Raw genomic sequence first — 16,807 nt, forward strand, 5'->3', positions numbered from 1 at the left:
TTTATTTGCAAAAAATATGTTCACCAATCGTTAAGATTTTAGGACGTTTTCGAATCCATTTATTTGTTGCAGTTTTAGGATTATAATAATAAATACATCCAGTAGTTGGATCCCAGCCATTGATAGCATCAAGTACCGCTTTTTTAGCGTTAGCATTGGGTGTTAAGTTAATTTGACCATCTGCAACTGCTGTGAATGCACCAGGCTGATAAATGATACCTGAAATTGAATTTGGGAAAGATGAACTGCTTAGGCGATTTAAAATAACCGCTGCTACTGCGACTTGACCAATATAAGGTTCGCCACGAGATTCACCATAAACAGCATTTGCCATCAATTTTATATCATTGTTCGTATAACCATTCGGCGCGTTTTCCACTTGTTTCTTATTATTATTTTTATTTGAGCTATTACTCGTTTTCGTTATTTTACTGACGATATTGTTAGATTTCTTAGTATTCGTATTGGATGCTGTGCCCGAAGCTTTATAATTCTTTGTAGCCTTTACTAATTTTTCTTTTAGCTTAGGTCCAGCAACACCATCAACCTTCATTCCAAATTCCTTCTGGAAAGTCCTTAATGACCAATAAGTACCCCAGCCAAACACACCATCAACTTTACCTTTAAAGAAACCGATAAATTTTAAACGTGACTGAAGCTCTTTTACATCCTGTCCAGTGGATCCTCTAGTCAGTACTTGGCTAGTAAAAGCGTTTACTTCATCTTTAGGTAAATACGTGTTTACCATTAAAAATGACAAGCATATTATGCAAAAGATTATGAAAGTTGCTTTGATTTTATATTTTTTTTGCAAAATAAGTCCTCCTTAAAAAGCATTTAAACTTACTATTTGTAAAAAATTTCTTTTTATTAACAGAAACAGTAAAAAATGATATTTTTTGTCGTAGAGATCAGTGAATAGTTTAGATAGAGCGGTCGAATAGTATGGAAAAGAGAAGAGGAGGAGATCTGATGAAAAAAGCATTTAAACTTATCCTTATTTTTTCAGTTTTATTTTCAATCTTTATGAAATTGTCTCCTGCACATGCAGCACCTGTATATGAACCTCCATATGCAAAATGGGGGAAAATTGCTGTAGAGAAGACAAAAGAGCAATATCCACAAGCCGATATAATTGATTATTTACATATAGGTAGAGAATGGAAATCAACAAATGTAGCGGTAGAGAAATTTAAATTATGGTTAAGGGTAAAGAGCGGGACTAGAGAATTTGGGGTATTTGTGAATGTTGAATTTGAACCAAGTACAGACCGATATTTAGGGATTTCTTATAGAGAGACTGATCGTTAATTGTAGTACAGCATACTTACAATTTGTTTTACAAAAAAATGAATGCAAAAGATCAATATGTAACGTAAATCTTGAATCGAAACTAAATAAACTGTTAATAAAATATGCACGAACGAATTAAGATTTAATAGAATTAGGATCCATAGATAGTAAACCAGCTTTAATGATTGGAATTATAAAAATTAAATTCGAAGGCAGTTAAAAATCACTAAAAATTTTAGATTAACTAAATTTAGTAAAAAAATTTAAAATCACTTAAAAATTTCTAATCCGTCTCAAAACTCTAAGAATACTTATGAATTGAGACGGATTTTCTTGTTTTATCATTAACTTCCTATAATATATATTATGTAAACTAGAAATAACTTATATGGAACAAGGGGTTTCTTATTTAGTTCCGATAATATCCGTTATTAGTCGCCTTCTACCGATAAGTTCCTCGATAAGGATTATGATGAACTTATTATGTAGTTTCATCTTTCGGATAAGTTTTTGAATTCGTTGGTTTTTGTCTAATGTTTGATGAGTTTAATTTGAGGATAAATAATTTAATTGGAGTTGATCTATCTATGTTGGTTATTCAAGCGATTGATGAGTTTTTGCTGTATCTTGATATTGAAAAGAAATGTTCTCCTAATACCATTCAGGGTTACACTAAAGATTTGCTTCTTTTCAATGAATATTTAAAAGAATTTCGGCAAGATCTAGATATTGCAAACATTACACGTGCTACTGTTCGGCGTTTTGTTCAATATCAAATGGTCCATAAACATAGTAGTTCCAGATCTATGAACCGTCGTATTTCATCACTTCGTTCATTTACTAAATTTTGTTTACTTGAGAAGTATATAAGTGATGATTTTATGGCTACTATTGAACGTCCTAAAATAAATACTCCGCTTCCTATTTATATGAATCTACAAGAATTACAACAATTATTCCTAAGTTTAGAACATGAAGCCTTTGGAGGTAGTTATCTTAGTATTCGAAATCATTTTCTGTTTAAATTCATTGCACTTACAGGAACAAGACGACAAGAAGTTTGTGATCTTACCTGGAAACAATTTGATTTAATGAATCAGACTGTAAGAATACGTGGTAAAGGAAATAAAGAACGATTATTACCTCTCCACCCTACTCTACTACCGCTGATTCATGCTTATAAGGACGTTTTAAAGCCGTTTTTAACACATTCTAATTTAAATGTATTTTATAATCATCATTACCATTCAATTGACCCTAGAGGCTTACATAAAGTGTTTAAAGAAGTTTTAAAGAAAGCCGGGTTAGATCCTAAACGTTTCTCTCTCCATCATTTACGTCATACCTTTGCGACATTAATGTTACAAGAAAATGGTGAGAATATTGATTTGAGAGTCCTTCAGGATTTTTTAGGTCATGAGAGCCTTGCAACAACATCGATCTATACACATGTTGATTTTAAACAAAAGCAAAAGGCAATTAATACCTTTTTAAGTTCAAAAACTTGAACTAATTTAAAATTTGATTTGAGAAGATGTTAAAAACAATTTTTAATTAATAACACTAAAATAAAGATAAAAAAGAGACCAGGTTTTCATTCTCTGGTCTTTTTTGTATATTTTTATATTCATTAAATTCTTCTACTATTACTGGACATTTATGTAAAACTACTCTAATTTAAGTGGTGTTGAATTCTAATATTGCTAACTCAACATTTAAAATTTATGTGGTTTGTCAAATTCTACAATATGACATTCGTAAGAATATTCATAATTCTATCCCATTATCAGTTTTTATTACAACTTAATAATCATTAAAGAAATTATTCACTATTTCCTATCAGTAGGTTCTTCTATTTTTGTTTTATTTTTTTGTTGCTGCAATTGTAATCTTGGATCAAATTTAATACCAACTAAATCACAAATCCTCTGCTTTTCTGCGCGGTTTACTTCTACCATATATAAATATCTTCTTACTATTGATTGAAGAATTTGAACTGCGATTTTATTATGATAGTTATTCTTTATGAAATCAGATAACTCTTGGTAAGGAAACTGATCATAATATTCAATTTTAATATACAAGTTTATTAATTCAACAGAATTATATGGAAGTTTTTGTTTTACTCTGTTAAATGTTCGATCTAAGTCTTGGGTTCCAATTGTCATTCCAATTTTTTCAATCATGCCTTGTGCTACAAAACCACCAATACTATAAAGTAATCTTTTAGCCATTCTCTCTGCTCGATCAGGATGTTCAATACCCTTCTCAATTATAATTGAAGATATGTAATGTACTAGATTCTCGTTCTGATTGCTTAAGTCTTCAATAAAACTATAACTGATTCTTAGTCCTAAAAGGTAATGTTCTTCGCAAAGATTTTGTTTGTCAATTCCACTCATAGAGCCGTAGTAATTTCTAAGTATTTGGCCAATGATTTCAAGCATTTTGAATCCTTTATTCATCATATCAATTTGTTCCATAACTTCACTGATGTCATCTAACTCTTCATCATCAGTAAAATCAGTTGCAGCAATTTGTTCCAATGCAGAATCTAATGAGAATTGTTTCTCTTTATTACGATCAAGTTCATCAAGTTGTTGATTTATTTTTTTTCGATGTTCTCGAACATTAACATCCTGTAAAACAATTGGTGATAAATCATCGCATAATTCATTAATAATGCTTACGTCTCCCTCTATTTTTAAAGGGGCAGATTTAATGAAAATTTGTTTAGCAGCACTTAAAACTTCATCCTTAATAAATTCGTCCTTTGACAAGTGGGTTAAAAACATAATTATATTTGCATTTTCTGTAACATGAAGTTTTTTACAGAGTTCAGAAATTTCTTCTCTGACTTTGACTCTATTAATATTCCTAGCAAAATATTGTGCTATAAAAAAGTAAAAGACATAAGGGTAATAAAATTCATAACTTGAATGTTTATTCCGAATAACCTTTTCTTTTTCTAATTTTGATTGGATCTCTCTAAAAACTAATTGGTCCTCGTTCATATCGTAATAATTTAAATGAGAATTATGGAAATCTCTCCACTCCTGAGTGGTTAAAGAATTTTTGGATTTTTGTAGCATTTCATATGCTAACTCAGTCAAATATTGATAAATCTTATCTGTTTCATTATTTTCGATTTCAATAGATGCTAATGAGTCCTTAATTAATATTTCAAAGTAATAACCGTTTGAACTTTTTTCTAGGTTATGAGGGGTTCCACTTTCTATGGTCTTTAAGATTATTAATAAATATAAAGGGAACTTAGGGACAAAACTTTGCATAATTACTGGCTGTATCAATCTTTTTAGTCTATCAATTTCTTTAATGAGTTCATTGCTTTCTATTGTTTCAGTTTGGCCTAAAGATACCCATTTTTCAATAAATTCATCACGTTTTACATGACCAAATTCATTTATAGTAAAATGTCTGAAATTATATTGATCATCTTTAGATGTAAGTTCTATAGTGTTGGTTACATTATCGTTGATCTCAGAGAAAAAAATGACTTGTTTAAAGTATTTGCTTACCTCTGATAAGAATCTTGTTTTATTTTGACTATTTAATTTCGTACGATGCCAGTCATCAACAATTAGTATTCTGTCATTTCTTGATAATTGAAGATAGATTTCTAACTGTTCTTCCGCATAAACGTTTTGTATATTTTTCGATATTAAAAGCGCTGTATTTCTAGATAATGAAGGTGTGATTGTTTCACCATCAATATATAATGGATAGCAACATTCATTTCTAAAATGACGAAAAAGCATTTTTGCTAATGTAGTTTTTCCAGAATCTTTATCTCCGGTGAATAATAAATGTGCCTCTCTCTCGCTTTTAAGTAATTCAGGCACATCTTTATGTCCCATTAGGACTTCGGATTCTTCTTGATAAATGATTTCTTCAACATTAGGGAAAACATAAATATCTTGTAAAGAAAGATTTGCAATTCTTGGATGAGAAATTGGGATTGAAATATCATCAAGAAACTCTTCAAAACTATCATTAACTTGTAAAAATTTTGGATTATTCGATTTTACAGTTGTTCCTTTCAACAAGGATTTCCAATCATCAGTTGTTATTTCTGAACCATAGTAAGATGATTTCCAAATAATATTTTTAACTTGAAATAATTCCTTTTTCAAATCAAATTTTATTACATTGTAACCACTTTTGTCAGGGGAACCTAGTTCCTGCAATGCATTTCCTTCAATAAAATGTATTTCTCTTTGATTCCAATCAGTTAAGGTTACTTTTGTTGGTACATGTTCATGACCTGATAATATGAAATCAGAAGTAAGTTGCAATAGTGATTCGACTTCCCTTTTATTGTTAGGTTCCAACCAATGAGTAGGATGATGTAAAACAGATATATTTACATCGCCAATTAAATCGGGACTCGAATTAATATATTCGCTTGGAAAATACATTTGACCAGGTTTTTCATTGAGAGTTGAAATCCACGAAGTATTAAATAAATTAATAATTAGAGTTTTATCGTTAATATTGACTCTTATTTTATTAATTAATTCGTTAGATTCAAGAAGTTCGCACATTTCCCAATCATCATGAAAGATACTAATAAACTCCGAATAATGATTCTGAGTTATGATACTGCGTAAAAACTTTGGATTATTTGCTTTATCGGGGTTGCTAATAACTGCGCTAATTAAATCATCACGTACCTCCATTTCATTTTTATCACTAAAGTCACAGTCATGATTACCAGGAATAAATAATAAATCACAAGGAATGTGTGGTAGTTCTTCTTTTAATGCTGATTTTAGATCAGCAAAGAATGGTAATGCTATTTCGAGATATTCGTATTCCACACCAAAATTAGCAGTATCACCAGTGACACATATAATAATGTGACTTGAGTCTCTTGCTTCAGATATAACTGATTTAAAAAATGATTCTTTTTTTTTCAGAATATCATTCTCATATATTTTAGAAAAATGAATATCTGAAAGGTGGAATATTGATAACATATTATCATTAGCCACTCCTTTCCATAATTTGTAATTTTTTGTCAGTTATAATTATACAGTAATTTAAGGGAATATTTAGATTATTTTTTACTCTTTAAAAAACAAATATTATTTTGTGAACAAAAACCTAAAATAGATATATTTTTATATAAATCTTTTATAGATACATTTTATAAATTCAAATAAAAAAAGACCTAAATGGTCTTTTTTTAAGTAAAATTTTTGATAAATATTTAAAAATCCACAAAACGATAATCATAATCCATATTTATTAATAGTATTGTTTCTCTCTGTTGATACCCCTTTAGATGGAAATTCATACTCGTTTAAAACATTTGAATCCTGTAATGGTACACTATTTAAAGTTTGAAAATTCCATTCATTATTTATGTAGTTATTATTTAAATTCATATTATCCATATTTTCTTGTTTTAAATAACCCTCACTCTCATGTGTTATATAATTTTGATTTCTATTAAAATCTCTAGAAAAATCAAAACGATTGTTATAAGGGTTAGGTTGATAAGATTGTCCAAAATGACCAGATACCATTTGTTCATTAGTATTAGGATAATTAACTGCATTATTAAAATCTAAATTGTTTCTTATTATATTACTCTTAGCATAATAATCAGGTTTACTTCCAGGGAAAGCATTATGAAAAATACTAGAAATAGAATGTCTTCTATACTCAATATAAGAAAATTTATTTAAGAAATATACCATATCTTTTAAATATAATTTTAACTTATGTACCCAAATTTGATTGGAGTGATTTTCAATACTTTCAACATCATTAATAGATGCAATTACTTGTGAAAGGATATCTTTTTCATAAGTAAATATCCAAGATTTTAAAATTTCTTGTTTAAATTGAGTGTCTTTTACATAACGTTTTGTAACTGATTTACTCTCATTATGGCCCAAAAGGAATGCTAAAGTACTTTCATCATTTAATGACAATTGAAAGTGAGTACTTATTGAGTATCTAAACCCATGTGGGGTAAAAGAATCATTCAAATTCCAACCTAATTGAATACATATTTTATTAACAATACTATTGATATTCTTTTCACCTAATGGATTATTGTGTTCATTATAGAACAGCGGATCATTTCCACTAATATTTCTGTTTTGAATATGAAAATTAAGTACACTTAACAGAAATGGTGGAAGTGGAATAGTATTCACAACATGTTTTGCATTAACAGTTCGTACAATTCTTCGTAATTGTCCTCTTTGAAAGTCTATATCGTTTACCTTCAAATTTATCATATTAGTGCAACGTAAACCTGTTAGCATTTGTGTCAAAACAATTGCTAATGTGTCTCTTTTTTCCATACTATCTAATTTTAATGCTTGGGATAATACTTTCCCTAACTCAATAACATTTAGACTGCGACTATGGGATGACGACGGATCTAAATTAACCCGAATATGTTTAAATGGGTTACCTTCTATTATCCCAGCATTTACAAAAACATTAAATAATGATTTTAAACTATCAATCATTCTTTTTATTGTGCTCGCAGAATAGAGATTGTTAATACTCATTTCCTCTTTCCACTTCTTCATCGTTTCAAAATTTACATTTTCAAGTGTAGGATTAATTCCAATTTCATTTAGAAAATATAATAGTTTTTCCAGATCTTTCGAATATGCCTTTACTGTATTATCTTTCCAACTCATCCTCTCTCTCAACTGTTCAAATGCTTCAATAATCAAACTGTTTGAGTTAATAATTTTACCTAATGGAATTTGTTTATAATCTTCCTTATTAAATTGGTGGCCTTTAAACATCTTGTACTACTCCCTACTTCTTATATTTTGAAGTAAATAAATCTTGTTGTATTAATCTACTGGTAGAGTAACAGCATTTAATGTGTCGGTTTTTCAAAAAGAATATAAAATCTAAAATAAAAGAAAAAAGATTGGAGAAAATTAATATCTCCAATCTTTTTTCTTTTTATCTACTATTCTCTCAAGTTATCCACATTGTTCGACTTTTTCCGTCATAGATTGAAATTGAAGTTATAAATATATATACTTAGTTCACACTTGGAAAATAATACAAAAAATACAAAAAAAATTCTCCATTTTTGTATCACATGTAAATTTCCCTGTTAACCTATATAAAACTGATTCTTTAAGAATCTCAAAAAATTATTCGAAAGGAGCGTGAGGACAATGGCAGAAAAAATGTATCGTAAACATGTTGAATCAATTCTATTAGATGCTAAAAAAGATCGTACATTAGATGTGTTTTTTGCTTTAGTTGAAATGGCTAACCAATTCAATTTACCAAAGGCTAATCCTCACGCTCCACAGGAGTATCTATTTACTGTAGAATCTGAAGTTCAAAGTCTATATAGTCTTTGCCAAGCAATCTGTAATCAAGTAGACCATTTTGATTTTGATAATAACCGCTCAACGATCCATTATGCTTTAAAAGATTTGGAAGACTTGGGTATTTTAGCATGCCATGAAGAACATGGCTACTACATGAAGGATATGGAAGAAATGGTTAAGACAGGTAGCAAAGGTTATGTATACCTTCGACCAGTTTTCTTTACAGAGCATTTCTTTAAGATGAAAGTTACTCACCGTCGTTTATTCACTTACATGTGCTACGTATTAGATACAGGTGATGCAAACGCAAAATTCTTCAAAGAATATGGTGTTGACATCATTATCAATCTAGCAAAACAAGATAAATCTAAGAAATTAAACTGGCTATCAGTTTTACATACTGAAAATGTATATTATGCAAGAGCAGTTATTGCAGAGTTAATTGATACATATAAGCACACTTTTGTATTAGATGAATCAAATGCTAGACGTGCAGATAAATTCACCCACAGAAAATCTCGTCATATCAAATCATACTTTGCATTCTTAGTATATCCAATTCTTAAGAAAGAGCGTGTAACGGCTGAACAAAAGATGAAGGATCTAAAAGAACGTCATATGACTCTTGCAAATATGATTGAGGTATATGAAAAGGATTATAAACTAAAAATGCCAACCGGAGTATTTAATATCCTAGTTAGCAAACTAGCAAAATATAGTCGTGCTGTTCATGAGCGTGTTATCCATACAATGTTCAATAAACTACATTCGGAAGATATCAAACCATATCTAAATGTAGCAGGATTAGAATGGGCTTTACCAAATTGGGCACCATTTATTACTTCAATTATCCGAACGAAAGTAGCAGAAATGTAACCTTAAGTCCCTATTTTTAAAAATAGAGCGATTTTAAGGTTATTCGAGTTTGTGTAAAATCCTATTCAAATATCTCAAGTGATCACCTTATGAGTCTCCAGTAACAGGAGGCTCTTTTTTTTTTGAAGTCATTGTGTGAATGTGTGAAAAGATTTGTAATAACACCTTGATAATTTGATCATTTTTCAAAATTCACTCCAATTTTAGCAACCATCCGTTCGACATTGTTATATTTGGTGTGCGAGATTGTTTAATTAGTAGTTTTAGATTCTTTAATAAGGGGATAAGGTACGTGTGAGATTCTTTATTATGTGAATAAAGCACGTAGTAGATTGTTAAAATCAAGAGTCCTCCAATTCCGCATGGTTGTAAGGTGGATCTCGATTTTCAAATTCCCATGTATGTTGGTCTTTTTATATGTATGTTAGTCATTTATTATGTATGTTAATTTACTATGTATATAAGTCATATAAGGATAGACGCACTTTGAGGACTTTAGAAGAAAAGTGTAAAAATGTAGTTAATTCATTCTAACAGGATACAGTCGTCTTGCAAATAAAAAAACACCTATCATAATTATATAAAAAAGTAAGTAGATCATTTTAATTTTACGAATTGTTTATTATTTAAATAAATATTGTTAATATAATATCTATAGTTTAATACCTCTAATCATTTCAGTACAATAATGATAGACATCTTATGAATGGAGCGATTACATGCCCGAAATTCAATTTGGTAATACAACAATTGAATACACCTTAAATATAGTTAAAAACGATGGACAATTCCCCTCTGATGAGATCAGTATTGTCGTTGAATGGTTAGATGGAGTTACTGTTACTACCACAGATAGATTAACTATCAATGAAATTGAAAGTATGTTGTATAAAAAGGCAAAGTGGATTTTAGATAAATGGGAAGCGGTTAATGAGATTGTTGAAGCACCTCCCCACCGAGAATTTATTTCAGGTGAGAAACTTCCTTACTGTGGTAAAAATTATAAAATAAAAGTTTTACAAAATAACAAATTAAATTCTATTTCAATTAATTTTTTACAAGGAAAATTTCTTATAGAAACGCCATTTAATCCAAAAACTACTGAACACAATGAACAGGTCAAAGAAAGAATTATTAAATGGTATATAACTCATGCCCAGTCGAAAGCAATTGATAGAGCAAATTATTATTCACAATTGATGGGCGTTACTCCAAAAAGTATCAAAGTTAAAACGCAGCATATGCGTTGGGGTACATGTACTCCTAGTGGTAATATTTATCTTAATTGGAGATTATTCATGGCCCCTATTTCAGTCATTGATTATGTTATCGTTCATGAATTAGCACATCTTAAATACCCTAATCATTCAAAAGATTATTGGAGTTTTGTTCAAACTATATTACCTAATTACGAAGAGAAAAAAGATTGGTTAAGAAAGAATGGTCCATTACTAACGTTATAAAAGAAGTAGAGATAGAAGTAACAACTTCTATCTCTACTTCTTTTATTTTTCTCTGTTAATTATAGTCAACTCTAATATCTGTTGTGCCAATAGATCTAATTTCTCACGAGGTGCCTTCGCTTTACGCAATATGCCCTTTATTTCTGCTCTTGCTTGTCGTTTAAGGTCTTCCTTGTCAGAAATCCCTTCATCTATTAAGTATTCTGATAAAGACTCATTAATTGTATCAGTAGTTTCTTTAACTTTTTCATTGTCTTCATAAGAGTTGGTCCATTCTAATTGTAAAAGTTGAAATATAGGACGCGTTTTACTAGTTAATCCATCTGATTCTTTATCACTATTTTGCTTACGAACTTCTTCAATTACTTGTTCTAGTTCCCAAGCCAATTGTGCATCATTAATACGTTTTTCTCGATGCCTATTAATTAACTCTTCTAATCTTTCTTTTAGTGATGAATAAAAGACTGGGTTTTCTTTCATTTTCACTTTTATTTCATGGCGAATAGCATGTTCCATTTCAGAAGCCTTCGCTTGATCATTAGTCATGCCTTTAACCTTGTAGTCAAAGTTCTTTTCAAAGATACTAATAGGTTTGTGTAAGGACTCTACATCTATACTAATAATATAATCCTCTATTAACTTACGTACCTTTTCTCCGCAATCAGAAATATCAAGTTTTTCATCCCGGTAACGATTTTTGGCGTATTGTCTTAGTTTTCCCAGAAATTTCAAATCTTCTCGATATGGAGCAGCAACTGGATTTGGCATAATCATATCCATACTTTCAGAAAATCGCTTAAAATGTTTCTCAAATTGATGACGAACATCTTCAGGCTCAAGTATCTTAATACAATCCTCAATGTTATTCTTGTTCACCTTATCAAAGAAACGCATTGCTGAACAATGTCTTGTCTCAAGTCTTGGTATTTCTGCTGAGATATTTGTAAGTGCTCCTTCAACATCAGTTGAAGTGAAGATTGCTAATGCTTTCTTTAAGAATAATGAAACTCCATAATAATCAACAATTAATCCATAAGTCTTTTTATCATAGGTCCTGTTGGTACGTGCAATCGCTTGAAGTAGATTATGTTCTTTTAATGGCTTATCTAAATACATTACTTGTTCAATTGGTGCATCGAAGCCTGTTAAGAGCATGTCACATACAATAATAAATGACAATCCATCTTCTTTTAGTGGTTTTTTAAATCGTTCAATAAAGGCTTTTTGTTGTTCTTTAGTAGTATGATATTTTTTCATTTTTTCCGAATCATTGTTGTTGCCTGAAAAGATCACAACCGATTCCGGACCATTTAATTCATCAAGTATCTCTTTATATAACACAGCAGTTTCTCGATTTATTGCTACTATCTGGGCCTTAAAGCCGTTCGGTTGAATATAATTTTCATAGTGCTGAATAATATCTAAACACACCTGACGAATTCGTTGTGATGAACCTATAATTGACTCTTCGTTTGCATAACGTTTCTTAATACGTTCTCTGTCTTCTTCTGAATAGTCAATGAATACTCGGTCAAAAATAGCATCAAGACTCTCACCTTCAACCCTTAGTTCCGGTAAGCGAGATTCATAGAATATAGGTAATGTAGCACCATCATCTACCGCCTGTTGGATACTGTAGGTATCTATATAAGGTCCGAATGTTTGTAATGTAGAACGATCTTCTTTGTCAATTGGTGTACCAGTAAACCCTAAATATATAGCGTTAGGTAAAGCAGTTCGCATGTTCATTGCAAGACCAGCATATTGTGTTCGATGTGATTCATCGACCATTACAATAATATTAGAAGCATCATTTAAAACTTCAAGTCCAAGTTCTTCTGCACTTTCTTGAAACTTTTGGACAGTTGTCATAATCGTGTCACCATTAGCATGAGTTAGAAAATCTCTTAATTGAACAACTTTTGATGCTTGTTTAGGATTAGGAAATCCACATCTTCTAAATGTCTTTGTAATTTGATCATCTAGATCAGTTCGATCTGTAACAATTACTATTGATGGTTTGTTTAACTGTTTAAGTCGGCGAATTTTCGTAGCAAGATAAACCATTGTTAAAGACTTACCGCTGCCTTGAGTTGCCCAGATAACTCCACCTTTATCTTCATTAAGAATTCGATTAATTGTCTTATTTGTTGCTCGAAATTGTTGATAACGAGACACCTTTTTGATTGTGCGTCCATTTTCAACTTCATATACAACAAAATTTCGAATCATATCAAGCAGGTTTTCTTTCGTCAACATGCCTGCAACAAGGATATCTTGAGGAGTTGAATTACTACCCACATCATTTTTCAGTAATGGATAAGTATCTTTCCATTCCCCATAGTGACGAGCCTTTGATCCGATCGAACCAAATTTTGCTTGGACATCACAACATGCGATCATTACATGGTTGTACCAAAATAATTTTTCAACATCTCTTTGATACCGGGTTAACTGACTTATTGCACGACTGATTGGTTCAGTTACTGTTGCACTTTTACATTCGATTACAGCAATCGGTAAACCATTAATAAAAACAATAACATCAGGTATGATAGTTTCTGATGGACCATTTATATGAAATTGATTTACTACCAGGAATTCATTGTTAGCAATATCTTCAAAATCAATTAAACGAACAGTTTGATTTTTCTTTCCTTGACCTAAATCCTGTGGGACAGATATTGCATTTACTAGATATCCAAATAATGCCTCATTATTTTCCATCAAACTTGGTGCATCTAAGTGAGTAATAGAACGTATTACTTTATGAATGTTATTATCATCGATCCATGGATTTAATCGTTTCACTGATTGACCTAATCTTTTTTCCAAAACTACATCACTTTTTGAAGTACGCTCACTTTCAAGAGAACCCCCGTGGAGATAGGTGTATCCATAAGACTCTAGTTGATGTATTATTTTATATTCAACTGGGCGTTCCTTTGCCCATTCTAGTGTCATTACTTAAACACCCCCTCTTGTTCTACAATGTTTACCCTAACTTTTCCGGTTAGCAAATCCTTCATGAGTCCTTTTTTTATTAATATTAATTGACTTAAATATTGTTGTTCAAAATCTAACTTATCAACAATACTATCTAAAATAGTTACAATCTTAGATTGTTCCTCTATAGGAGGGATTGGCAACTTCATCTCACGTAATATTGGCATACCTACTATATTCTTTATTGTCGAGCCATGTGACATATCTAATAATTTGGATTGATAAGAATCAGAAATTAATAAGTAGTTTAAATATTCAGGTGTAATTATTTTTTGATCGCACCTAATTCTAAGTAATGCTTGATTTATTATCCCTTCTGGTGCATTAAAAGGTACAATTGCCACTCTACCAACAGTTCCAGAACAACTAATAAGCAGATCTTTAGGTTTAATCTTAAAGTTTTCCATCTCATTAAATTTTTCCTCTGAAATGAAATACCTAAATTTATTGAAATCATTGTAAATAGCATGTTGTTGTTCGTATATGGAATAGCCAGTTTGGACGAAAATCTCTTTCTTAAGGGCACCACCAAATGGTCCTCTTCTTAAACCTTCTTTCGGTAATGTAATATTTTGCAAACTATCTACTTCCCAATTTTTAGGTATTTCACCAATCTCTGTTTTCTTAAACTTTGTTTGGCTAATACCTTTTGTGAATAATACCTGCATCATACTTTTTTTAACCGTTTCAGTTTGAGCAATTATGGCCTCTGTATACTCAATGGCTTGATCTACAGTTGAAAGAATTGCGGCAATTTTTCTTTGGTTTTTTAAATCTGGAACCCATAATTCTAATTCATTTAATTGCTCTAATCTTATTCCTTTTACGGTTGTTCCTGATGATATACTCTCTAGAAAACTTTTGCTTTTAATAATTGAATATAACAAAAACATTGGATCTACTTTATCATTTGGAATTAGTGCTTTTAAATCTTGATTAATTGCCATATCAACTTTATTCAAAAACGCCCTTCCTACACCAATTCTAGTAGCAATTATTACGTTACCTTTAGGAATAATATTAGTGGAACTATTTTTAACGGCTATATTTGTAATATATTCTTGAGTTTCTACCAATACATTTGAATTCATATCTTTCACTGTTGCCCAAGGTATGTCGCCGTTATAATAGGAATCGTTCTCCCTTGATGGAGTACCTCCTCCAATTATCTTTTTAACTAAATCCTTTACCTTTTTCCACTCACTCATAATAACCTAACTCCTTCATGAAGCCAGACAAGACTAATTCAATATCAATTCGTTTTTTTTCAAGATCCTTAAGTTCTTTTATTGCTTCAGTAACATCAATTTCTTCTAATTCTTCGGATGAATCTATATATATAGAAATGTTTAAATTGAATTCATTATTTTTAATTTCTTCCATCGATACTAAACGACAGAACTTATCTTCCATTTCATAATTATCAAATGCTTGAATAATTTTTGTAATATCATCTTTGCGTAGCGTATTTTGATTCTTTCCTTCTTGATACCCTTTTGATGCATCTATGAACAACACTTTTCCTTTTCGTTCCTCAACTTTGTTACGATTTATTATTATGATACATGCAGGAATACTCGTCCCGTAGAAAAGATTTGATGGTAATCCAATTATTGCTTCGATTAAATCTTTTTCAAGTATGCACTGACGTATTTTCCCTTCAGCACCACTACGGAATAATACACCATGAGGCATTACAACACCCGCTATACCATTTCCGTTTAGTGTAGCAATCATGTGCTGAATAAAAGCAAAATCCCCTGCATTTTTAGGAGGTAGACCAAATCCAAAACGTCCATATGAATCACTTTCAGCCTCTTCACGTCCCCAATTTTTTAAAGAAAATGGAGGATTTGCTATCACTCTATCATATAAATTTAATTCACCATTTTCATCTAGCAATTTAGGTTCCCGAATTGTATCTCCACGTTCTAAGCGATGATCAAATAATCCATGTAATAATAGGTTCATCTTTGCTATAGCCCAGGTGTTTAAATTCTTTTCTTGTCCATGAAGTGTTATACGAACTGGACGGTTATCATTCTCTTGACGCTTTGATTTTACGTAATCTACAGATTGAATTAACATCCCCGCTGAACCGACAGTTGGATCGCATACTCGCATTCCTTCCTGGGGCTTAATTAATTGAACTAATAAATTTACTACCTCAGTTGGCGTATAAAATTCGCCACCTTTTTTACCTGCATCATCTGCAAACATCTTAATTAAATATTCATATGCTCGTCCCATTAAATCAGGCTCTGATAGATTTTCATTCATTAAATTTAGTTGGTTGTAGTGTGAAATTAACTGAAGTAATACATGATCAGGTAATCGTTCCTTATCATTAAAATCAATACTTGAAAGCACCCCTTCTAATTTAAGCGGGTTTTCTTCTTCAATTGACTCAAATGCGGTATTTAACGCATTGCCTATATCACTTGTTAATTTATTTAAATGTTCCCATCTAGCACGTTCAGGAATCCAAATAGAATGCACATCACGATCGGACCAACCATAATCGTCATCTTCTTCTTTTTCAATTCTTAATGCTGTTTCCACAAATACATCATTCATTCTTTTTAAAAATAACATACCAAATATATAGTTTTTATAGTCGCTGCTATCTATTGACCCGCGAAGAATATCAGCACTCTTCCAAAGATGACCCTCTAATTCTTGTAATGTTAACTTGCTCATTATTTCTCCTCCAATAATTCTATACACAAAAATATGAAGTAAATATTTTTTATTACCTAATTATTATAGCCTTATTCTTCATGAGAGTATATTCATCTCTTATACAATTGACTAAAAAAC

The 16,807-nt window shown here is 30.8% G+C and carries 10 protein-coding genes; 4 read left to right on the plus strand and 6 right to left on the minus strand.

Going from position 1 to position 16,807, the window contains the following annotated elements:
* Position 1: 1 nt before the first annotated feature.
* On the minus strand, positions 2-748 hold the full coding sequence (gene sleB, locus CAB05_RS00110) for a spore cortex-lytic enzyme (protein ID WP_087998579.1): 747 nt from the start codon (positions 746-748) through the stop codon (positions 2-4).
* A 224-nt stretch (positions 749-972) separates the two neighbouring features.
* Here sleB and CAB05_RS00115 point away from each other — a divergent pair, with 224 nt between their 5' ends.
* Positions 973-1,311 (plus strand): DUF3889 domain-containing protein, encoded by a 339-nt coding sequence (locus CAB05_RS00115; protein ID WP_087997734.1) that lies wholly within the window; start codon positions 973-975, stop codon positions 1,309-1,311.
* Positions 1,312-1,880: 569 nt separating this feature from the next.
* Positions 1,881-2,801, plus strand: coding sequence for a tyrosine-type recombinase/integrase (locus tag CAB05_RS00120; RefSeq protein ID WP_087997735.1), 921 nt, complete (start codon positions 1,881-1,883; stop codon positions 2,799-2,801).
* Between the two features lie 321 nt (positions 2,802-3,122).
* Here CAB05_RS00120 and CAB05_RS00125 read toward each other — a convergent pair whose 3' ends face one another.
* Both CAB05_RS00125 and CAB05_RS00130 read right to left on the minus strand, forming a co-directional pair.
* A complete protein-coding gene (locus CAB05_RS00125) occupies positions 3,123-6,293 on the minus strand; it encodes an anti-phage protein (RefSeq protein WP_087997736.1) in 3,171 nt (1,056 codons plus the stop codon).
* A gap of 255 nt (positions 6,294-6,548) precedes the next feature.
* Positions 6,549-8,093, minus strand: a complete 1,545-nt coding sequence (locus CAB05_RS00130; RefSeq protein ID WP_087997737.1) for a tyrosine-type recombinase/integrase — start codon at positions 8,091-8,093, stop codon at positions 6,549-6,551.
* Positions 8,094-8,480: 387 nt separating this feature from the next.
* Here CAB05_RS00130 and CAB05_RS00135 point away from each other — a divergent pair, with 387 nt between their 5' ends.
* The gene (locus CAB05_RS00135; protein WP_087997738.1) at positions 8,481-9,518 is read left to right on the plus strand and encodes a hypothetical protein; all 1,038 of its coding nucleotides are present in this window, start codon (positions 8,481-8,483) and stop codon (positions 9,516-9,518) included.
* A 719-nt stretch (positions 9,519-10,237) separates the two neighbouring features.
* Positions 10,238-10,981, plus strand: a complete 744-nt coding sequence (locus CAB05_RS00140; RefSeq protein WP_087997739.1) for a M48 family metallopeptidase — start codon at positions 10,238-10,240, stop codon at positions 10,979-10,981.
* Between the two features lie 42 nt (positions 10,982-11,023).
* Here CAB05_RS00140 and CAB05_RS00145 read toward each other — a convergent pair whose 3' ends face one another.
* Genes CAB05_RS00145 through CAB05_RS00155 form a run of 3 tightly spaced genes read right to left on the minus strand, consistent with a single transcriptional unit; the run spans position 11,024 to position 16,687 of the window.
* Positions 11,024-13,945: a type I restriction endonuclease subunit R gene (locus tag CAB05_RS00145; protein ID WP_087997740.1), complete on the minus strand. Its 2,922-nt coding sequence runs from the start codon at positions 13,943-13,945 to the stop codon at positions 11,024-11,026.
* Positions 13,945-15,195, minus strand: a complete 1,251-nt coding sequence (locus CAB05_RS00150) for a restriction endonuclease subunit S (RefSeq protein WP_087997741.1) — start codon at positions 15,193-15,195, stop codon at positions 13,945-13,947. Before CAB05_RS00150 ends, CAB05_RS00145 begins: the two co-directional genes overlap by 1 nt.
* A complete protein-coding gene (locus CAB05_RS00155; protein ID WP_087997742.1) occupies positions 15,188-16,687 on the minus strand; it encodes a type I restriction-modification system subunit M in 1,500 nt (499 codons plus the stop codon). Before CAB05_RS00155 ends, CAB05_RS00150 begins: the two co-directional genes overlap by 8 nt.
* Positions 16,688-16,807: the final 120 nt, after the last annotated feature.

Source organism: Gottfriedia solisilvae (assembly GCF_002128405.1).
In the GTDB taxonomy this organism is placed as follows: domain Bacteria; phylum Bacillota; class Bacilli; order Bacillales; family Bacillaceae_G; genus Gottfriedia; species Gottfriedia solisilvae.